We start from the raw sequence: 20398 nt of genomic DNA on the forward strand, positions 1-20398 counted from the left end.
CTTCGCGGACTACTCAACCCACAGGGGCGTGGGGCTAGGTGGCGGGGAGGCCCTCCTCGTGCTCGGCGTCCTCCACGAAGGGGTCGGGCTCACGGGTTCGCGGGTCGTCCACGTGCAGCCTCGCGTGCCGCTCCCACTCGGCGACCAGCCGGGCGACGGCGTCGTGCAGGCGCTGGGTTGCCACTCCAGAGGTGGTGTCGCCGAAGTACCGTTCCACCCAGAACTGCAACCGCTCTCGAGCATCCGGATTGTTCAGCACCGCGTGCACCTGGGAGATCACGTCCCGCGCCCCGTCGACGGTGAGCCATTCGCACGCACCCAGGTAGCCGGAGTCGTCGATCTCGGCGTCCGGCGACACCGGCCGGGTGATCAGGATCGGCTTTCCCGTCGCCAGTCGGTCGTAAACCATCGCCGAGACATCCGAAATAGCGACATCCGCCACCACCAACTGCCAGCCGATCGCGCCGCCGTCGTCGTACACGTGGTGGGCATCCGGGTCGGTCGCATTCGCCTTGCGGATGGCTGCGATGATCTGCTCGTTGGCGCGGCCATACTCACGGTCGACGACCCCGCTGCGCGGGTGTGGCCGGTAGATGAGGCGATAATTCGGGTCGGCCAGCAGCGAGCTGGTCAGCTCCACGCCGTGCGACGCGACGGACCCGTAGTTCATCGACGATCGGTCGCCCTCCCAGGTCGGCGCGTACAGCACCACCGTTCGGCCGTCTGGCGGGAAGGGCGGCTCCCCGGCAAAATAGTCCGCCTGGGGCCGCCCGATCATAAACGTGCGAGCGTCGACGTCGTAGTTCCATAGGGCGTGGCGCAGGCGGTCACTTGCGGCCTGCCCTGCAATGAAGGCGTAGTCGTACGACTTGTACTGGTTGCTCGACATGTAGGCCTTGTCGCTCTCACCGTGGTTGATGAAAACGTGCCACATGCGCCCGTACCGGAACATCTGAAGATTGCGGGCGTTCTGGTTGACGTACAGCACCGCCGCCAGGTTCTGCTCGAGCACGAAATTCTCGAGGTCCACGATCTTGCGGAGGTAGACGACCGGGAGCGGGCACTCCTCGAGCAGGCGCAGCATCGCCCCCGGGGACCGGGCGATGACCACCACTGGCCAGGTCTTCGACAGCTCCAGCAGCGGCGCGTACCACTGCCTCACTTGGTAGAGGTTGACGTTGCTGTCCGAATAGTAGACCGCGATTCGTACGGAATTGGGGGGCGGATGCTCCAACGCACCCGGCATTGCGGCCAGCCGGTTTCGCGATCGCATAGACCGCCAGCCGTTGCGCAGGACCCGCTGTGCGGCGCGCACATCGTCTGCGAATGACATTGTTCGAGCGTAGGAGCCGAAGCTGAGAAGGAGTTCAGCGTTGGGGCCTCGGCGTGGGCCAGGGTCTCGACGAGCTCGAGCAGCCTTGGTGCTCAGTCGGCGGAGGGGCTGTCGTCTTCCTGATCGGCGTCGGCGTCGAACGGGTCGGACTCCCGAACCCGCTTCTCCCCGACGTGCAGCGCGGCGTTGCGGTGCCACTCGGTCACGAGTCGCTCGACCGCCGCATGGAACCGGGCGGTGGTTACGCCGGGCGTCGTGTCGCCGAAGTGGCGTTCCACCCAGTACTCGAGACGCCGTTGCGCCTCGTCACTGGTACGCACACGCTCGATCAGGTCGATGATGTCACCGGCCTGGTCTGCGTTCAGCCACTCCGCTGCGCCCAGATACCCGCTCTCATCGATTTCGGCAGTCTCCGATACCGGGCGCGCGACCAGGAGCGGTTTGCCGGTGGCGAGGCGATCGTAGACCATGGCCGAGACATCCGTTATCGCGACGTCCGCGGCGGCCAGCTGCCAGCCGAGAGTCGGGCCGTCGTCGTACACGTGCTGGGCCTGGGGGTCGCGGGCGTTAGCCGCCGCGATGGCCGCGATGATCTGCTCGTTCGCCCGCTTGAAGCCCGGGTCGAGCACGCCGCTGCGGGGGTGCGGACGGTAGATGACCCGGTGCTTGCCGGAAGCCAGCAGCTTGCCCATCAGGGTCACGCCGTGCGACTGCACCGAGCCGTAGGCCGCGGCCTCGCGGTCACCTTCCCAGGTGGGGGCGTAGAGCACGACGATGCGATCATCCGGTGTGTATGGAAACTCGCCGGCGAAATGGTCGGCCTGTGGCCGGCCGATCTTGATGGTTCGCCCGTCGACGTCGAAATCCCAGAGCTTGCGACGCAGCCGCTCCACTGCGGCATCGCCGGCAACCAGGCTGTAGTCGTATGCCTTGAACTGGTTGGTGGTCATGTACATCTTGTCGCTTTCACCGTGGTTGATGAAAACGTGCCACATGCGCCCGTACCGGAACATCTGGAAGTTGCGCGCGTTCTGGTTCACGTAGAACACGATCTTGAGATCCTGCTCGTTGACGAAGCTCTCCAGGTCGGCCACCTTGCGCAGATACAGAGTGGGAACCGGAGCCTCATCGATGAGGCGGAGTGCCGCGCTGGGCGAGCGGGAGATGATGGCGACCGGCCAGCTCTTCGACAGCTCGGCGAGCGGCGCGTACCACTGCCGCAACTGGTAGAGGTTCACCTTGGTGTCGGCGAAGTAGACGGCGATCTGGATGCTGCCCGGGCTCTGGGGGGCGAAGCTGTCACGACGGTTGGCCAGCTCCCGGCGCGTCCGCCGCGATCGCAGCAGGTTGCGGGCGACCCGCGTCGCGGTCTTCACATCGTGGATCAAGGGCACCATGACATTAAATCAACGGGGGGCGACCGGCGAGCGTCATCCGCCAAACCGTTACCCACCCGATGCTCCGTCGCTCGCCTGCGCTCTCCCGCCAGCCGGCCGCCCAGCCGCCGAACCAGGCCTTCAGCGCGGCGGGCCTGCGCGCCCAGCGGATGACCTGCACACCGGTCCAGCATCCGACATACAGCGGCACGAACACCGCTGGCAGGTTCCGTTTCGCCAGCCACACGCGGTTACGCGCGTTCAACCGGTAGTAGTAGCTGTGCCTGGTGGGCTCGATCGCCGGATGATGCGCCACCAGCTCGCCCGCGTACCAGGCCCGCAGTCCCTGGTCCCACACCCGCCAGGCCAGTTCTATGCCTTCGTGGGCATAGAAGAACGGCTCGGCCCAGCCTCCGGTGGCGTCGAATACCGCGCGCGGCAACAGCACCGCGCCCTCCCACACCGAGAAGACGTTGCTGGAGTGGGTGGCCTCCCCCTTGCGGATGCGCGGAACCCAGCGCCGCGGGTTGGTGACGCCAGACGGGTCAACCACGCGCGGCTGCACCAGGCCGATGCCCGGGTCCGCTTCGATCAGGCCGATCGCATCCGTCAGGAAAGTCGGCGACGGAACGTTCGCGTCATCGTCGAGAAAGAAGATGTAGTCGCCGCTCACCTGGGCGACGCCGCGGTTGCGGCCAGCCGGAATGCCCAGGTTCTCGTCGAGGGCGAGGGCTTTCACCCCTTTGGGGAGTCCGGTCGGCTGCCATCCGTTGCCCACCACCACCACGTCGAGGGCCACCCCGGTCTGGGCGAGCACGCTGCGGATGCCCGTTGCGAGGTCATCCGGACGCGTCCCCTGGGTGAGTACCACCACCCCGACACTGCGATTGTGCCCGTTCCGGAGAGATGTGCCCGGCGGAACGGGCACATCTCTCCGGAACGGCAACTCTGGGTGGTTCTCAGCGGTCACGCGCGCACCCGACGCGACGCCATGATGGCGACGAAGTGCCCGAGCAGCGCAAGCAGCGCGAGGGGAACCAGCACGAGCAACAGGGCCCGGTCGGCCACCTCGGCGCCGACGAAGAGGCCGACGATGGCGGCCAGGAACGCGAGCATGGTCAACTCGACCGAGTGGTACAGGCGGTGGAAGGGCACGAAGCGGGCCGCGCGACGAAGCTTCGCGATCATCCGCTGGCTGGGTTCCGCCTCCCCCTTGCGGTCGGCCAGTTTCGGCAGCCCGGCGTTGGCGCGGGCGACGTGCACCATGTCGTTGAGCGCCTTGTTGAGGATGATGAACACCGCCAGGGCGAAACCGAGGGTGGTCCAGAAGAAGTCGTCGGGGGCCTCGAAGGGGTAGCCGGCGGCGCGGATGCCGATCACGATCGGGATCAGCGCCTCCGTCGTGTAATGCCCGACCTTGTCGAGGAAAACCCCCGCTGGCGAACTGGTGCCGCGCCAGCGTGCCACCTCGCCGTCGCAGCAGTCCACCAGCATCTGCAGCTGGCCCATCACCAGCGCCAGGGCGGCACCGGCGATCCCCGGCACGAGCAGCGAGAGTGCGGTCGCCCAGCCGACCAGGATCATCAGCCCGGTGACGCCATTCGCCGAGATCGACGTTCTCAGCAACAGCCAGGTGAGGTACGGCGACACATCACGCAGGTAAAGCGATGCGGTCCAGTGCTCGGCGTTCGCACGCGAGCGCACCTCGGGCGGCTGCGACACTTCACGCAGTTGCGCGATGGACGTGGGGCGGGCGGTGCCGCCGGCGGATGACGTCAATTGTCACCTTCCCGTGTGTGCCGTGATGTTGCGCGTGAGCTTGAGGAACCCGAGGATGAAACCGGTTCCCCACCCGAAGTGTATGCAGGGCAGCACCACCAGGTACCACGCAGCGGTGCGGATGCCATGGGCGGTCAGCACGGGGATGGTCGCCGCCAGCACGAAGAGGCCGTAGACCACCGGCGGGATGAACGCGAGCGTGAGCCAGTTGTTGTTCACGACCCCGACAATCCCAAGCACGATCCCGGTCAGCACCGTGAGCACCATCGCCGGCGGGATGAAGTAGCGGATGCCGTTCTCCCGAGCGAAACGCCTCGCCAGTTCGCCGCGCCAGATGCCGGTCGCGACGAATTGCCGCACCAGCTTCGACAGGCTCGACCTGGGCCGGTAGACGACGACCAGTTCGGGCGTGAACCAGACGGTCCCGCCGCTAGCCCGGAGCCGCCGGTTCAGTTCCCAGTCCTGTCCGCGCTTGATGCCCTCATCGAAGAGGCCGACCTCGACCAGGCGGTGCCGCTGGAAGATGCCCAGGTAAGCGGTATCCGCCGGCCCTTCTTTCCCGCCGACGTGGTGCGGCGTGCCCCCCAGGCCCGCCTTCGCCCCGTAGGCGTGGGCGACCGCCTTCTCGAACGGGGTCACCCCTTCGGCCTTCATGATGCCGCCAACGTTGTCTGCACCACTGCGAAGGAGTGTGGCAACGCCGAGCCGCGTGTAGTCGCGCGGAAGCACGGAGTGCGCATCCACCCTGACCACGACCGGGTAGCTGGATGCCCGGATGGCCGCGTTCAGTCCGCCCGGTGTCGAACCTAATTCGTTGGGGATGCTGCGGATGCGCGGGTCGGCTTTCGCCAGTTCGTCGATGACCTGGTTGGTTCCGTCGACGCTGGGGCCGAGCGCCAGCACGACCTCGAACGGTCCGGCATAGTCCTGGTCGACGAGGCTGAGCACGGCGGCCTCGATGTGCTCCACCTCGTTGAGCACGGGCATCACGTAGGACACTCCGGGCAAGGTGTCGGGGTCGGCGGGCCCGTCAGCGTGAGGTGTCCCGGCGTTGTCGGGATGCTCAGGGGTTCCGCGCGTCATTCTGTCCAGTCGTCGCCTTGTCATGGGTGGCCCGGCAGGTGGGCCAGGCTAAGCCTAGTATTCCGTACCTCGGTGATTCCGGTACGTGAACACGACCGTGCCGCCCACCGAAGCGGGCGGCACGTCGCTGTCTGGCTGGTGCGTTTCTACAGTTCGCCGAGGGTCACGGTGACCGTCTCGGTGCGGTCGCCGCGCACGTAGACGAGTTCAGCATCCGCCCCGCCAGGAAGCACGCGCACCTGTGCGGTGAGGTCGGTGCTGCTGGTGATCGGCATACCGTTGAACTGCGTCACGATGTCGCCAGGCTGCAGCCCCGCGGCATCCGCAGCGCCACCGGGCGTGACCTGCTTGATGACAGAGCCGACGGTGGCGCTGATGCTTGACGCCTCCTGGTCGTCGGAGACGCTGAGCACGCTCGCGCCCAGCAGGCCGTGGCTCGCGGTTCCGTCTTCGATCAGTTCCTCCGCGACGCGTTCGGCTAGGTTGGAGGGGATCGCGAACCCGAGGCCGATGTTGCCGGATGCCTGCTGCGAGCCTCCCGCGCTGGCGATGGCCACGTTGATGCCGATCACGTTGCCGTCAGAGTCGAGCAGCGCACCACCGGAGTTGCCGGGGTTGATGGCGGCATCCGTCTGGATCACCGGGAGGGCGATCGTGGCGGTGGGCGCCGGGCGCTCCGCCGAATCGTCGTCGAACTCCCAGAAATCGAACGGGCCGTTGTTGTTGCCGTCATCCTCGGGCGGCGGCGCCGAGTCTTCGGTCTCCTCCGGAACGGCGGACGACGAGACGGTGATGCTGCGGTTCAGCGCGCTGATGATCCCGCTGGTGACCGTATTGGGGAGGCCGAGCGGGGCGCCCAGTGCGACCACCGTGTCACCGACGTTGAGGTGGGACGAGTCGGCGAACTTCGCCGGCTTGAACTCGACCCCTTCCGCGTCGATCTTCACCACGGCGAGGTCGGCGATCGGGTCGCTGCCGACAAGCTTTGCGTCGTAGAGGTGGCCGTCAGAGGTCTGCACCTTCAGCGCAGGGTCGGCCGTCGCGCCACTCAGGGTGGCGACGTGGGCGTTGGTCAGAACGTAACCGTCATCGCTCAGGAACACGCCGGAACCGCTTCCGGATGCTCCTTCGCCGCGAACCGAGATCGTCACGACTGACTGGGCGGCTTCCGCAGCCACCGCAGTGATGGTGGTCGCGTTGCCCGGGTCGTTGACGGTGATGTTGGTGTCGGTCGGGCTGATCGTGGAGCTTTGGCCGCCATTGTTGTTGAAGGCGATGGCGGTCACGCCGGCCCCGGACACACCACCGATCAGGGCACCGACGGCGAGCGCGGCGATCACGCCGACGTTGCCGTTGCGCTTCTCGGCTGGCGCCGTTTGTGGCGCTGACGCCGATTGTGCCGGCGACGGGTGTGCCGTGGACTGGTGTGTCGCGGACGCTTGCTGCGGGTGCGACCCGGTCGGCGGTACTGGCGGAGCGGGGGGTGCCGGTGGCGCCCCGGGGCTCGGTGCCGGCGTGGTCGGCGTGGTGGGGTCTGGTGCGCTCGGGTTGCTGGGTTCCCTACGCGGGGCGTCGGGCTCAGTGCTCGGCGTTGTTTGCGGAGTCTCGGGCTCGGTCGGGTCCGGGTTCGGGTTCGGAATGCTCGGGTCGGTGTTCGGTTCGGTGCTCGGGGTCTCGGACTCGGGCTTCGGCTGCGACGGTGTGTTGTCGGACATCGGGTGCTCCTTTCAGGCGGCGCAGCCAGCTTTCACCGGCAACCTGAGCATTCTATTTGCGCACACTGAGAGCGCGCCGCTCGTTGGTTGAACGGCGGCGCGGGCAGGGGCATTTTCGCCAGCTGCGCTCGTTCGAGGGCGGATCGGGTTGTCAGCAGCCGGGACCGGTCGGGTTGAGCGTGCACTCGTGCTCGACCAGCACCGTCTTGGCTCCGCCGGCGGTGGCGACCAGCCGGTTCGCCGGCACCGGGATGGTTCCGGCGATGGTGGTCCAGCCGCCCCCGGCCCACCGGTATTCGGCTGCGAAGTCGATGGTGAGATCGATGTAGTAGGTGCCGGATGACGTGTAAACGTGGCTGGTCGGCGTCGGATCGAACTCATCGACTCCCAGAGCGCGCCAGGTCGTGCCTGGCATCGAGCGTGATGCTCGCGTGCCGTCGCCGTAGGTCCAGTGGTAGCGCACCGGGGTGAAACGAACGGATGCCGGCTCCCCCAACAGCAGACCGTCCTGCACCTGCACGGCGGACCTGGCATAGAAGTTGGTGTCGAGGCCGACGATCATCCAACCGTTGGGCTCCATATGGTCGACGCCCGGCGCAGGCCGGAAGTTCACCAGGTCACTCAGCGTCACCGGACCGGTCACCGTGGGGGCGCCGCGATCGCTGCCCGGCAGCCATTGGCCCGGTTGCGGCGGGGCGACAACCGGGGTCGTGCTTCCGGTACCCCCGGGGCCGTTGCCGCCACCGTTGCCGGATCCAGGGACTGCCACCTCACCGCCCAGCTCCACGCCACCGTCAACGATCTCTCCGCCGACCGTGGGACAAATCCCTGCGTAGGATTCACCCAGCGAGCAGCCAGACGGCTCTGCAACGACTGGAGACGCGCCGAACACCAGAACCAATGCAGAACAAAAAACCAGCCAAGTTAACAACCGTCTTCGCGGACCCATGGATCATTCCCTGCTAATAGAAGATGGTCAGCAGCCGGATCTACTTCGAACGTGACCTCAGATTTCCACGGATCGGCAAGGGCCGGAGGGGTCACGTCCATTCCCGAACTGTCGAAGATCCGAACGCCTGTCGCGTCGTGACACACGTACACGGTGACTGCCTTGTAATCGATCGTGTCCTCAACGTGCTGAAGCGTTACGTCCTCAAACGCTGATGCGCCCACTTGATGCCGTGTCGAGTTCGAAATTGCACTGAAGCCAGTCAATTCGCGTTCCAACCACTCCTCAGTCACATACGGGGCAATGCGCTCCGGGTTCACCCCACCCTCCTGCGCTATCAGGTCTGACATCGCCAGGTACGCCGCATAGGCATCCGTCGCGGCGGCGAGCGCCTCCTCGTCGGAGGCGAAGATCGGCTCGGTGCTGGGCTCGGGTGGTGGCGTGACCTCAGGGTCTACCGGAACGCATCCGCTCAGAAGCACCGCAACCGCGATGGTGACGGCCGCGAGTGGCAGGGCTGAGCGCATAGGAACGAGGGTAGGGGGTGCGGCGTTGACTGCGCGCGAATTTTCCACAGGGGCCGAGAAGGGGTCGGGTTGCCCGTGGGGGTTTCGACAAGCTCAACCAGCGAAACGCAACGGGCTCGAACGGCGGCCGCGATAGGTTGGTCTCGACAAGCTCGACCAGCGAAAACAAGCTCGACCTGCGGAAAACAAGCTCGACCTGCGGAAGTCAGGTTCGACCAGCGAAACACAGGTCGGCGAGCAACGCACAACAACGGCAGACAGCGAAGGGGCGACAGTGACGGTTGCAGGGGCGTGGGCACGGACGGCCCGCGGGGCGATGCTCCTCAGTGACGACGGCGAGTTGAAGCCGACCATCTTCGCGGAGATGTCGGCGCTGGCCCACACCACGGGCGCCATCAACCTCGGCCAGGGTTTTCCCGACGAGGACGGCCCCAGCGAGGTGCTCGAGGCTGCCCGCCAGGCGATCAGCGACGGGATCAACCAGTACCCGCCTGGCGTCGGGCTCCCCGTGTTGCGTCACGCCATCTCCGACCACCAGCGACGCTTCTACAACCTCGAGATCGACCCCGACACCGATGTGCTGGTCACTGCGGGCGCGACGGAGGCGCTGGCAGCGACGATCCTCGCCCTCACCGATGAGGGCGACGAAGTAGTCACGCTCGAGCCGTTCTACGACTCCTACGCCGCGGTGATCGCGCTCAACAAGGCCGTGCACCGCACCGTGCAGTTGCGGGCGCCGCACTTCCAGCCGGACCACGACGACCTGCGGGCCGCCGTGAACGACAACACCCGGCTCATCCTGCTGAACAGTCCGCACAACCCGACCGGCGCCGTGCTCCCCCTCGAAACGCTCGAGCTGGTCGTCGAGCTCGCCCACAAGCACGACGCGATCATCGTCACCGACGAGGTGTACGAGCACCTCACCTTCGGCGTTCCGCACATCCCGATCGCCACGCTGCCTGGAGCGCGTGAGCGCACCGTCACCATCTCCAGCGGCGGGAAGACATTCAACACGACCGGGTGGAAGATCGGCTGGCTCACCGCCCCGGCCGAACTGCTGCAGCCGATTCTCGCCGTGAAGCAGTACCTGACGTTCGTGAACGGAGCCCCATTCCAGCCGGCGATGGCGGTCGGACTCGGCCTGCCAGACAGCTACTTCCACGGTGTTGCCGACGACCTGCGCGCCAAGCGCGACATTCTCGCCGACGGCCTGAGGCAGGCCGGCTTCACCATCTCACTCCCGGATGCCGGCTACTTCATCGTTGCGGATGCCGCGCCGCTGGGCGTGACGGATGCTGCGGACTTCAGTCGCAGACTTCCGGGCCTGGCCGGCGTGGTCGGCATTCCGGTCACCGCTTTCGTACGCCCGGGAACGCGGGAGTCGTTCAACACGCACCTGCGGTTCGCGTTCTGCAAGAAGCGGGAACTGCTGGAACGCGCATCCGCTCAGCTCGCCGAGCTTCCACCCGTCAGCTGAGGACACACCCGGCGCGGGCGCCTGTACGAGCGTGTCCGTAGCTGACGGGTGGGCTGCGGGACCTCAGGACGAGCAACATCAAGACGCGCAACACCAGGCTGCACGGGGTCAGGCCGCGTGCTCCTCGTCGGCCATGCGAATCGGCAGCACCACCCGGAACGTCGTGCCGACGCCGACCTCGCTCTCCACGTCCAGCTGGCCGCGATGCGAGGTGACGATCGCCTTGGTGATCGACATGCCGAGGCCGACGCCCTGAACGGCGTTCCTGGTGGCGGTGGACGCCCGGAAGAAACGTGAGGCGAGCAGCGAGAGCTCGTCAGCCGGGATCCCCATACCGGTGTCCTTCACCGAGATGGTGACCGTGTCATCCGCCTGGTCCAGCTTGACGGTGACCGTGCCCCCACGGGGGGTGAACTTGATGGCATTCGACAGCAGGTTGTCGACGGCCTGGCCGAGCCTGACCACGTCCCCGCGAATCATGATCGGTTCCGGAGCCTCCTTATAGAGGAGAAGAACGTTCGAAGCCTGCGACGACGGGCGCGCGGTGTCGATGGATGCCCCGATCACCGCACAGAGGTCGACGTCGGCGATCTCGATCGGGAACTTGTCGGATGCCACCTGCGCCGTGAACAGCAGGTCGCCGACCAGGTGCAGCAACCGCTGCGCGTTGCGCTCGGCCACCGCCAGGTACTGCTTTTGCACGTCGGACAGCGGCTCGGTGGCGTCATCGCGCAACAACTCGAGGTAGCCGAGGATCGACGTGAGAGGCGTTCGGAGTTCGTGCGACACCAGGCCGACGAAGTCGTCCTGCAGCTTGGCGACCTCCTTGTGCTCAGTGATGTCGGTGCCCAGGAAGATGTAGCCGACGACCTTGCCTTCTTCGTCCAAGCGCGGGGTGACAGCGACCTCGACCGGGAAAGGTGTGCCATCCGCCCTGATCCAGGTCCACTCGTGCTGTTCGGCGCCGCCCAGCCTTGCCTTCTCGACCAGCGCAGAGAACCCGGGGTTCAGCACCGTCGCACCAGCCGGGTAGTTCAGTTCGCGCGCACGCGCCTCCAGCTCATCCGGATCGTGGAAGTCGGAGATGTGCCGCTTGAACTTCACAGCGGCAGCCTCAAGTCCGAACATCGACTCTGCACCGTCGTTGAACGCATCGATCAGGCCGGTCAGGTTGGTGGCGATGACCGCCTGCAGCGTGACGGAGTCCAGGATGCTGCGGGTGAACTGTTCCGCCTCCTCCAGCCGCCGCTCGTTCTCGCGAAGCCGGCGAACGTACTCGACTGCCTGGGCGAGCATCGTTTCACGCTGCTCCATCAGTATTCGGTTCGCCTTGATGCGTTTGCGGCTCTGACGGGCGATCTCGTTGATGACCAGCGCGGCGAGACCGAACACCAACGGCGTGAAGATCGTGCTGGCAAGGTCGCTATCGGTCGGGGTCTCGCCATGCCAGGTGGTTTCCAGCGAAAGCGACGCGGCGGTGGCGACGATGGCGAGCACCACCCAACGACGGCCCTCCTCGGAGGCGATCCAGACTAGCGGGAGGATGGCGACGACGGAGAACAGTCCGCCTGCACCAGCGCGCAGCACGCCGATTGCCATCAGCGAGATCACCGGGATGATGATCGTCCAGTGCGTTTTCGACTTGGTAGTCGAGAAGGCCACCGAGAACGCGACGGCGAGCACCATCAGGCCAATGGACGCCCAGATGCTGAACCAGTCGGTGATCTCATACCCAGGCACCGTGAACACGATGTAGAGCGCGAATGCGAACGCGAGGGTGGTCGCAGCCTGCTTGATGACCGGGGAGACGTCTTCCGGCGTGAACGCCTGCGCCAGCCGACGGAATTTCATGCGAGGTGCGGTCACTGCGGGAGTTGACGGAGCCGGCCCTGGGCAAGCCGGTGCTGCTTCAGGGCCTGGGCGACATCCTGGGTGCCAGCCGAGACATCCGTCGAGTCGCGAACGATCTCGAGCGGTTCGCAGTAGTCGCCGTCGCCGAAACGGGACCAGTAGCGGGCGGTGGCCGTGACGAAGTCGAGCGCGTAGTAGCGGCTGGTCTCCACCTGCGACTTGTGGCATCCGACGAGTTCGGCCTTAGCCTCGATGAAACCGTCGACATTCATGAACCGGTTGGGGCGGAAGTCGGCGGTCGATGACGCGCTCTGGTAGCAGGAGACCGTCCGCACTCCGCGCGTGGCGAGCAGAGTTGCTGCGTGCACGGCACGGTGGTCCTGGTGCAGATCGCGGTCGCTGTGCACGTAGACGATCGTCGGGTTGACCTCTCGCACGGCCTTGTCGATCAGGCCGACGGTGGGCTCGGCGCTACTGATTTCGGTGTCGACCAGGTCTTCGAGAATGAGCCTGGCACCGAGCAACTCTGCCGACATGAACGCCTCGTTCTGCCGGGAGCCCACGTTTCCCTTGCGTCCGCCGCGGGACATGATCAGCAGGTTGATGTTGTCGCCGGCCGCCTTGTGTGCAGCCAGGATGCCGCCGACACCGACCTCGATATCGCTCGGGTGGGCGCCGATCGCCAGTACGGTTTCGGGCTCGGTCATGGTGCCCTTCGCGGCGCGGAACTCCTCAGCCAGGCGGGACACGATGGAGATGAGCTCGGCGGATGCGATCGGCTTGGTCAGGAATTCATCGGCGTTGTTGCGCAGCGCCTCAATGGCATAGTCGGCTGATGCGTGGGCCGTCATCACGACCACGGGGGTTCCCGGCCGGACCAGGCGTACCAGGTTGATCAGTTCCAGGCCGCTGATGCCGGGCATCTCGATGTCGGTGATGACAACATCCGGTTCATACAACCTCATCGCCTGCTGGGCGAACGCTGGGTCTACGAACGTCTGGACGATGCATCCGTTCTTCGTCAACACGGTCTTGATGTAGAACGCGACGTCGGGGTCATCCTCGACAACGATGACCCGATAAGGCTCAACCACGATCAAACTCCCCCTGCCACCCCTCGAGTGCCTCTACCGAGACTATCGGCAGCAGGTCGTCTACAGTTCGGAAATTCTGAACCTTCTTAGGTTGAGGGCGGGGTTGACTCGCCGCACCTCAGCCAATCGGGAGGTTGACACCTTGGTGACTGCGACATCCGTGGTGTCGCCGATAGTCACCAACTCGACGCCCATCGGGTCGACCACCATGCTGTTTCCGACGCCGACCGGTGGGGCGTGGTCGGCCGCCAGCACGTAGATGGTGTTCTCGAGCGCGCGCGCGATGACCAGTGTTCGCCAGTGGTGCTCCTTGAGCGGCCCGCGCACCCACTCGCTCGGCACGGCAACCACGTCTGCCCCGGCGTCGACCAGCCGCCTGGTCACCTCCGGAAAGCGGAGGTCGTAGCAGGTCTGCATTCCGACGGTCACGCCTTCCACGTCGAACGTCTCGGGCGCCTCGATCTCGCCGGGCACCACCCAGTCCGACTCCTTCTGGCCGAAGGCGTCGTAGAGGTGCATTTTGCGATACTTGGCGACCCGCTCCCCCTGCGGGTTGACGGCGATGACAGTGTTCGAGACGCGGTCAGCGGATGAGGCCTCCTCGAGCAGGCCGGCGACGATGTGAATGCCGAGCACCTTGGCGAGGGCGCCCAGTGCCGTGGCGAACGGACCGTCGATCGGCTCGGCGGCTGTGACTGAGTCCGGTCCCAGCGCCGGGATGAAGTGGGAGGAGTACTCGGGAAACACCACCAGCTTCGCGCCCAGCTGGGCGGCTTCGGTCGCGAGGTCCCTCACCGCGACGAGGTTGGCTTCCTTGTCTGCGCCGGGGGCGAATTGCGCAACGGCGACGGCAAGCTTGTGCGAGGTGTCAGGCATACGACCAGCCTACGGTGGCGTGCTCGGTGCACGAAAAAGGCCCGGAATCACGGGGATTCCGGGCCTTCTCTGTACTGCGTTTTGGTTGCGGGGGCAGGATTTGAACCTACGACCTCTGGGTTATGAGCCCAGCGAGCTACCGAACTGCTCCACCCCGCGGCACAAGAATCAATCTTAGCACAGGGTTTCGGACGAGGTTTCGATACGCCGGCTCGCTGCGCTCGCCAGCTACTCAACCCGCAGAGCGCACCCTGCGGGTCGAGTAGGTCGCTCGGGGCTAGCTGGACGCTGCGAACAGGCGCTCGAGGGCATCCTGCAGGCGCTCATCCGCCTGCGCCGCCGCCACCCGGTCGTTGGCCGCGTACGCTGCCTCACGATCCTGGAGTGCCTTCTTCGCGTCGGCCAGAGCCGCGTCGAACTCCGGCGTGGTCTCGCCGCCCGGCTCGGTCGGCTCGGTGGGTGTCGTCGGGTCTTCTGGCAGTTCCTCGCCCGGCTCGACCGGCGTGGCCGGAACATCCTCATCGCCGGCGTTCGCACCGGAGTCGCCACCGAAGATCACGTCGAGCGCGGCATCCAGTGTCGACTCGAAGGCGATCTCATCACCGAACGAGACGAGCACCTTCTGCAGCACCGGATAGCTCGTCTCACCCGTCGACTGCACGTAGACCGGCTGCACGTAGAGCAGACCGCCGCCGACAGGCAGGGTGAGCAGGTTGCCCTTGCGCACGGTGGTGGAGCCCTGGTCGAGCAGGTTCAACTCGGTGGAGACCACCGGGTCGGCGTTGAAGTCGTTCTGCACCTGGCCCGGGCCACGCACGGTCGTCTGCTTCGGCAGCGCCAGCAGCGTGAACTTTCCGTAGTTCTCGCCCGGATCCGCATTCACCGACAGGTACCCGGTGAGCACGTTACGCGTGCCCTCACCGAGGGAACGCGGGATGTAGGTGGAGTACAGCTGGAACGCCGACTGCTCCTGGCCGGGGAGCCTCATCGTCAGGTAGTACGGCGGCTGCGACTTGGCCGTAGCAGCCGGCTGGGTCGGGTCGACCGGTGCCACCCACGCGTCGTCACCGGAGTAGAACGAGTTCGTGTTGGTGACGTGGTACTTGCCCAGGATGGTGCGCTGCACCTTGAACAGGTCGGCCGGGTAGCGCACGTGGTCGAGAAGCTCGTCACTCATCTCGCTCATCGGCTCCAGCGTGGTCGGGAAGATCTTCTGCCAGGTCTGCAGGATCGGATCCTCCTTGTCCCAGGCGTACAACGTCACCTCACCGCTGAACGCGTCGACCGTGGCCTTCACCGAGTTGCGGATGTAGTTGATGTTGTCGAGCGCGAGACCAGTCTCCTGGGTGTGCGTGTCGGCAATGGCCGAAGACAGCGACTGGATGTCCGAGTACGGGTAGTTCGCACTCGTGGTGTAACCGTCTACGATCCAGACCACCCGCTCATCGACGATGGCCGGGTAGGCGTCACTGTCGAGCTGGAGGTACGGCGCGGCCTTCTGTACGCGGGTACGGGGGTCGCGGTCGAAGAGGATCTGCGACTCCTCGTTCACGAAGTTCGACAGCACGATCTGCTCGGACTGGAACTTGATGGCGAAGATCAGCTGCTTGAAGAAGTTGTCGAGCTTCGGCCCGCCATCGCCCTCGTACGTCGTGGTGGCGTTCTGGCTGTCTTCCTCATCGCCTGACGGGAAGTCCAGCTCGACGGGAGTGCTGCCTGCCGGGGCGCCGACTATCGAGTACGGCGGGGAGTTCTCCCCGAAGTAGATACGCGGTTCGTATTCTCCGAGGACACCGGTGCTGGGGATACCCGACTCGAGGAACGATGGCAGGCCGTCGGCCGTGCGCTCGTTGCCCGCGGCAGCCACGACGCCGTAGCCGTGCGTGTACACGACGGTGTCGTTGTCCCAGGTGGCGGCCGCACCGGTGTTGTTCACGTTCAGTTCGCGCACCGCGATGATGGTGTCCTGGATTCGCCCGTCGATGTCGTAGCGGTCGACATCGAGGTGGTCTGCGAAGTCGTAGTACTGCTTGATCTGCTCGAGCTGGGCGAAGGTGTCAGACACCAGGGCCGGGTCGAGGATGCGGATGTTGGTGGTCGTCTCGGCGTCGTCCCTCAGTTGGCCGGGCTCGGCATCCGTCGTCGCCGCATACGGTGTCTCGACTACGTCGGCGATCCCATAGGCGACGCGGGTGGCCTCGATGTTGCGCTCCAGGAATGGGGCCTCGTACGAGCGCGCGCTCGGGTCGACCTGGAAGCGCTGCACGATCCAGGGGTAGGCCGTACCCAGCAGCAGGGCAACAACGATGAGCAGCGCGGTGCCGACGATCGGCAGGCGCCAGCGGCCGACAATCGCCGTGACGATGAAGAGGATGGCGACGAACGCCGCGGCGCCGGCCAGGATGGCGCGGGTGGGGATGGTCGCGTTGACGTCGGCGTAAGAGGCTCCGACCAGGAGGCCACTGCTGCTCGTCGTGAGGGTCGCGTACTGGTCGAACCAGATGCTGGCACCCTGCAGAAGCAGGTAGATCGCGCCGGTGATGGCGAACTGGATGCGCGCAGTCTTCGAGATGCGAACCTCACGGCCGTTGAAGCGGAGGGCACCGTACAGGTAGCTGGTGGCGACGGCCGCGATGGCGGAGAGCAGCACAACGGCCGAAGCGAAGGCGAGTACCGCCTGGTAGAAGGGCAGCTCGAACAGGTAGAACGAGATGTCCAGCCCGAACTGCGGATCGGTCTTGCCCGATGGAGTGCGGTGCAGCCAGGTCAGCGCCAGCTCCCAGGACGACGCCGAAGCGACACCGGCGAAGAAGCCGAGCACGGCCGGGATGCCGAGCATCGCCAGGCGACGAAGCGGTTCGATGACCTGCTGGTAGCGGTCAAGCTGCGAGTTGAGCTTCGCGTAGACCGGTCGGAAGCGGAACGCCACATCGATGCTGATCCAGACCGGGATCGCCATGGCAAGGAACCCGACCAGGAACATCACCGCACCGGCGATCCACTCAGTAGCGAGCACGCTCTGGAAGCCGAGCTGCTCATACCAGAGCCAGTCGGTGTAGAGGCCGGCGAAGATGAAGAATGCGATGACGAACGCGGCGATGATGATGGCCGCGATGACCAGTGTTCCCCGGGATCGGGGCGCTGGCTGCTGTGATGCTGTTGACGACAAGCGGATGCTCCTGGCACGAGAGGACGGGGTTCACCCATCTTAAGGGGGACGTGCTGGTAAATAGTGCCTGTGGGTTTCGCCCTAAGCTGATCGGCCCTCGTCGGCGCAGGTCGACAGCGCACTCGTGTCGTCCTCACTGATCGCCTCGACCGCAGTGATCGCCTCTTCGAGGGTCGCGACAGAGAACACCGTCAGTCCGTCGGGAATGTGGCCGATCACCTCGTCGCAGTTCTGCTCTGGCGCCAGGAACCAGCCGGAGCCGGCGTTCACTGCACCGTACAGTTTCTGGCGGATGCCGCCGATCGGCCCCACCTGCCCGCTCGCAGTGAGCGTTCCGGTTCCGGCAATCTCCTCGCCACCGGTCAGCGCACCCGGCGTCAACTTGTCGACGATGCCGAGCGCGAACATCATGCCGGCGGATGGCCCGCCAACGTCGTCGAGCTGGATGTTCACCTCGAAGGGGAAGTCGTAGCTGGTCTCCACCGAGACGCCGATGATCGGGTGCGGGGCGAAACCCTCGGCTGGGGTGAGTGCGAGCTGCAGCTCCTGGCCGTCGCGGATCAGCGTGAGTTCGATGTCCTCACCTGGCACGCTCTCCGCGACCTCCGCCTGCAGGGTGGCGGCATCCATCAGCTCGACACCGTTGGCGCTGACGATCTGGTCGCCCTCAAGAACTGCGCCATCCGCTGGTGAATCCGGCACAACGGAGCGCACGGTCAGTACCGTCTGGATGTCGTGCCCGAGTTCCACCAGCGCGGCGGCAGCAGCCGCCTGCTGCGACTCGTTCATGAGCAGCTCGTTCTCCTCGTTCGACTGCTCGACGGTCTGGCCCATCGGGTAGGCGACATCCACTGGGATGACCGCCTTGCTGGGGTCGAACCACGCCCTCACGATGTCGAGCCACGGAATCGGTGTCCGGCGGCTCCCGACGACGCCGACCGTCAGTAACCGCAGCGAGCCATCGGTCGGGTAGACGGTCTGGCCGGGGACCTCGATCAGCTCGACCTCTTCGTCGTCGATGGTCACCGAACCGAGGGTGTCGAAGGTCGTACCGGGTTGCTGGATCACATACGACGATGGCATCCACGCCAGCGTCGTGGCGCCCAGGATGGCGACCAGCAGCAGGGTCCAGCCAACCCGCACGCTGCGCCGGCGTGGGCGCGGCTCATCATCGAAGAAGAAAGCCACCGCCGTCCTTTCGCTGCAGCCCGAGGTTGATCGGAGCGGTTTGCACTATCGTGTCGGGCTGTTCGCCACAGGCGCACATTCTCGCCGCTACAGCCTAGGTCAAACTCAGCAAAGCGAGCCTCACAGCGGCTAGCGTGGATGACATGCCAGACGATGACAAGCAGGAGCCGGATGAGGACTTTCTCGCCATGCTGCGGGAGATGTTGTCCAACCAGTCCGGGCTTGACCCGCAACAGCTCGCCAGCGCCGCCGGCCTGCCGAACGACCCTGAGCTGATCGCCCAGCTGATCGGGCAATTGCAGAGCGCCCTGCAGAACAGCGGCGATGGCATCAATTGGGGCCTTGCCCTGGAGCAGGCGAAGGCTCGCGCCGCCATGGAGCCGGCTGCGGCAGTCGACGACAGCGGCCAGCTGGAACAGGCTTTCAACGTGGCCGCCCTGTGGCTGAGCGAAGCAACCTCCATCTCGGAACTGACGGCGACGCCCCAGCTGTTGAGCCGCGCCCAGTGGGTCGAAGCGACCATGCCGGTCTGGATCCAGTTGGCTGAGCCTGTCGCATCCAGCATTGCGGATGCCATCACCGACGTTCTCGAGGAGCAGGCGTCTGAGGAGATGTCGAGCATGATCTCTGGCGCGAGCAGTGTTGTGCGCAATGTCGGCGGCACGCTGTTCGCGATGCAGCTCGGCCAGGTGGTCGGCCAGCTCGCCGCCGAGGTGGTTTCGGGCGGGGACATCGGCATACCACTGCTCGACGCGGGCGCGGCATCCGACACCCAGGCGGCGATCGTGCCGCAGAACCTGGCCGTTTTCGGCGCCGGGCTCGACATCCCCAGCGACCAGGTGCAGCTTTACATCGCTGTACGCGAGCTCGCTCACGCGCGGCTGTTCCGGCACGCCAAGTGGCTGCGGCTCCAGTTCATGACCTCGATCACGAAGTCGGCCAGCGGCATCGGCATCGATACCGCCCGCCTGGAGGAGTTGGCCAGCGACTTCGACCCGAACAACGCGGCCGACCTGCAGCAGGCAATGGCGAGCGGTGCCCTCATCCGCCCCAAGTCCGACGAGCAACTGGCTGCGCTGGAGCGGCTGGAGACCACACTCGCGCTGGTCGAGGGCTGGGTCGACGTCGTGACCGCCCAGGCGACCTCACGCCTTCCCAAGGCGGTTGCCGTCGCCGAGACGGTCCGCCGCCGCCGTGCTGCCGGCGGGCCGGCCGAGTCCGCCTTCGCGACCCTGGTGGGCCTGGAGCTTCGCCCGCGCCGCCTTCGTGAGGCGGCTGCCATGTGGCAGGCGGTGACGGATGCCGTGGGCGCCGAACAGCGCGATGCCCTGTGGTCCCACCCCGACCTGGTTCCCACGCAAGCGGACATCGACGACCCGCAGGCGCTCATCGTCAGGCTGACCGCCGGGGAGCCCGAGCTGGACGACATCGACCGCGCGATCGAGGACCTCCTCGGCGACGACCGCGGCGACCGCCCCCGCGAAGGCAGCAACGGCGCGGCAGAGGATCCGCCGCCGCCCGTCGTGTAGCCGCCGCGCTGCCCTTTCGGTGGAACGCCGTCGCATCCGTGGCCGCGTTCCACTGAAAACGGCGCGCGGCTGAGGGAGGCGGGCTGGCTGTGGAAGGTTTGCTCGCGGCATCCGTCGTTCCGGCATCCTCGGGGGCATGGTCCTGCAACTGAATCCCCGTTTTCCCCTCGTCTGGCGCAGCCCGAACAGCCTGCAGTTCGGGGTCGAGTCGCCGCCCGTGCGCATCGACCAGGTCACCAACGCGCAGGAGCGGCTCATCGCCGCATTGGTCAGCGGCGCCACGCGCCCCGGCCTTGACCTGATCGCCACGACAGCGCAACTCGGAGAGGCCGAGCTGGCCGAATTGCTCACGCTGCTCGACCCGGTGCTCGGCAAGACTCCGCCGCCGCCGAAGGGGCACGTCTCGGTGATCGGCACCACTGCGACCGCTGCGCGCCTCCGCTCCTCCGTCG

General features: G+C 66.1%; 15 protein-coding genes and 1 tRNA gene. 2 read left to right on the forward strand and 14 right to left on the reverse strand.

The window, feature by feature from the left end:
* Positions 1-34 precede the first annotated feature (34 nt).
* From ACX3O0_RS08740 to ACX3O0_RS08775, 8 genes are all read right to left on the reverse strand, one after another.
* Entirely contained in the window at positions 35-1333 is a 1299-nt protein-coding gene (locus tag ACX3O0_RS08740; RefSeq protein ID WP_459107461.1) for a CDP-glycerol glycerophosphotransferase family protein, read from the reverse strand.
* 92 nt (positions 1334-1425) lie between these two features.
* The gene (locus ACX3O0_RS08745; protein WP_459107462.1) at positions 1426-2730 is read right to left on the reverse strand and encodes a CDP-glycerol glycerophosphotransferase family protein; all 1305 of its coding nucleotides are present in this window, start codon (positions 2728-2730) and stop codon (positions 1426-1428) included.
* 4 nt (positions 2731-2734) lie between these two features.
* Positions 2735-3637, reverse strand: a complete 903-nt coding sequence (locus ACX3O0_RS08750) for a glycosyltransferase family 2 protein (RefSeq protein ID WP_459093337.1) — start codon at positions 3635-3637, stop codon at positions 2735-2737.
* A 38-nt stretch (positions 3638-3675) separates the two neighbouring features.
* Positions 3676-4488 (reverse strand): CDP-alcohol phosphatidyltransferase family protein, encoded by an 813-nt coding sequence (locus ACX3O0_RS08755; protein WP_459107463.1) that lies wholly within the window; start codon positions 4486-4488, stop codon positions 3676-3678.
* Positions 4489-4491: 3 nt separating this feature from the next.
* Positions 4492-5475 carry a glycosyltransferase family 2 protein gene (locus ACX3O0_RS08760; RefSeq protein WP_459108465.1) on the reverse strand — a complete coding sequence of 328 codons (984 nt, stop codon included), beginning with the start codon at positions 5473-5475 and terminating at the stop codon, positions 4492-4494.
* A 242-nt stretch (positions 5476-5717) separates the two neighbouring features.
* Positions 5718-7286: a S1C family serine protease gene (locus tag ACX3O0_RS08765; RefSeq protein ID WP_459107464.1), complete on the reverse strand. Its 1569-nt coding sequence runs from the start codon at positions 7284-7286 to the stop codon at positions 5718-5720.
* Positions 7287-7437: 151 nt separating this feature from the next.
* The gene (locus ACX3O0_RS08770; protein ID WP_459107465.1) at positions 7438-8055 is read right to left on the reverse strand and encodes a PKD domain-containing protein; all 618 of its coding nucleotides are present in this window, start codon (positions 8053-8055) and stop codon (positions 7438-7440) included.
* Positions 8056-8210: 155 nt separating this feature from the next.
* Positions 8211-8762 carry a hypothetical protein gene (locus ACX3O0_RS08775; protein WP_459107466.1) on the reverse strand — a complete coding sequence of 184 codons (552 nt, stop codon included), beginning with the start codon at positions 8760-8762 and terminating at the stop codon, positions 8211-8213.
* Between the two features lie 274 nt (positions 8763-9036).
* On the opposite strand from ACX3O0_RS08775, the gene ACX3O0_RS08780 reads away from it, so the two are divergent.
* A complete protein-coding gene (locus ACX3O0_RS08780) occupies positions 9037-10239 on the forward strand; it encodes an aminotransferase class I/II-fold pyridoxal phosphate-dependent enzyme (RefSeq protein WP_459107467.1) in 1203 nt (400 codons plus the stop codon).
* 108 nt (positions 10240-10347) lie between these two features.
* On the opposite strand, the gene ACX3O0_RS08785 is transcribed toward ACX3O0_RS08780, so the two are convergent.
* The 6 genes from ACX3O0_RS08785 to ACX3O0_RS08810 form a co-directional block, all read right to left on the reverse strand.
* Positions 10348-12105, reverse strand: a complete 1758-nt coding sequence (locus ACX3O0_RS08785) for a sensor histidine kinase (RefSeq protein ID WP_459093297.1) — start codon at positions 12103-12105, stop codon at positions 10348-10350.
* Positions 12102-13184 (reverse strand): response regulator, encoded by a 1083-nt coding sequence (locus ACX3O0_RS08790; protein WP_459107468.1) that lies wholly within the window; start codon positions 13182-13184, stop codon positions 12102-12104. The genes ACX3O0_RS08785 and ACX3O0_RS08790 overlap by 4 nt, the downstream gene beginning before the upstream one ends.
* A 60-nt stretch (positions 13185-13244) precedes the next feature.
* The gene (locus tag ACX3O0_RS08795) at positions 13245-14060 is read right to left on the reverse strand and encodes a carbon-nitrogen hydrolase family protein (RefSeq protein ID WP_459107469.1); all 816 of its coding nucleotides are present in this window, start codon (positions 14058-14060) and stop codon (positions 13245-13247) included.
* Between the two features lie 82 nt (positions 14061-14142).
* Positions 14143-14219 (reverse strand) — tRNA-Met (locus ACX3O0_RS08800).
* A gap of 118 nt (positions 14220-14337) precedes the next feature.
* Complete coding sequence (locus tag ACX3O0_RS08805; protein WP_459107470.1) at positions 14338-17229, reverse strand: UPF0182 family membrane protein; 2892 nt, start codon at positions 17227-17229, stop codon at positions 14338-14340.
* An 81-nt stretch (positions 17230-17310) separates the two neighbouring features.
* Positions 17311-18417 (reverse strand): YlbL family protein, encoded by a 1107-nt coding sequence (locus ACX3O0_RS08810; RefSeq protein WP_459107471.1) that lies wholly within the window; start codon positions 18415-18417, stop codon positions 17311-17313.
* 143 nt (positions 18418-18560) lie between these two features.
* On the opposite strand from ACX3O0_RS08810, the gene ACX3O0_RS08815 reads away from it, so the two are divergent.
* A complete protein-coding gene (locus ACX3O0_RS08815) occupies positions 18561-19946 on the forward strand; it encodes a zinc-dependent metalloprotease (protein WP_459107472.1) in 1386 nt (461 codons plus the stop codon).
* Positions 19947-20398 lie beyond the last annotated feature (452 nt).

The organism is Homoserinimonas sp. A447 (assembly GCF_054489325.1).

Bases quoted from the DNA above. Each gene is read 5' to 3' on its own strand.
- ACX3O0_RS08795 (WP_459107469.1), bottom strand. From the start codon at position 14,060: ATGCCTGACACCTCGCACAAGCTTGCCGTCGCCGTTGCGCAATTCGCC.
- ACX3O0_RS08775 (WP_459107466.1), bottom strand. From the start codon at position 8,762: ATGCGCTCAGCCCTGCCACTCGCGGCCGTCACCATCGCGGTTGCGGTG.
- ACX3O0_RS08765 (WP_459107464.1), bottom strand. From the start codon at position 7,286: ATGTCCGACAACACACCGTCGCAGCCGAAGCCCGAGTCCGAGACCCCG.
- ACX3O0_RS08745 (WP_459107462.1), bottom strand. From the start codon at position 2,730: ATGGTGCCCTTGATCCACGATGTGAAGACCGCGACGCGGGTCGCCCGC.
- ACX3O0_RS08760 (WP_459108465.1), bottom strand. From the start codon at position 5,475: ATGCCCGTGCTCAACGAGGTGGAGCACATCGAGGCCGCCGTGCTCAGC.
- ACX3O0_RS08740 (WP_459107461.1), bottom strand. From the start codon at position 1,333: ATGTCATTCGCAGACGATGTGCGCGCCGCACAGCGGGTCCTGCGCAAC.
- ACX3O0_RS08815 (WP_459107472.1), top strand. From the start codon at position 18,561: ATGCCAGACGATGACAAGCAGGAGCCGGATGAGGACTTTCTCGCCATG.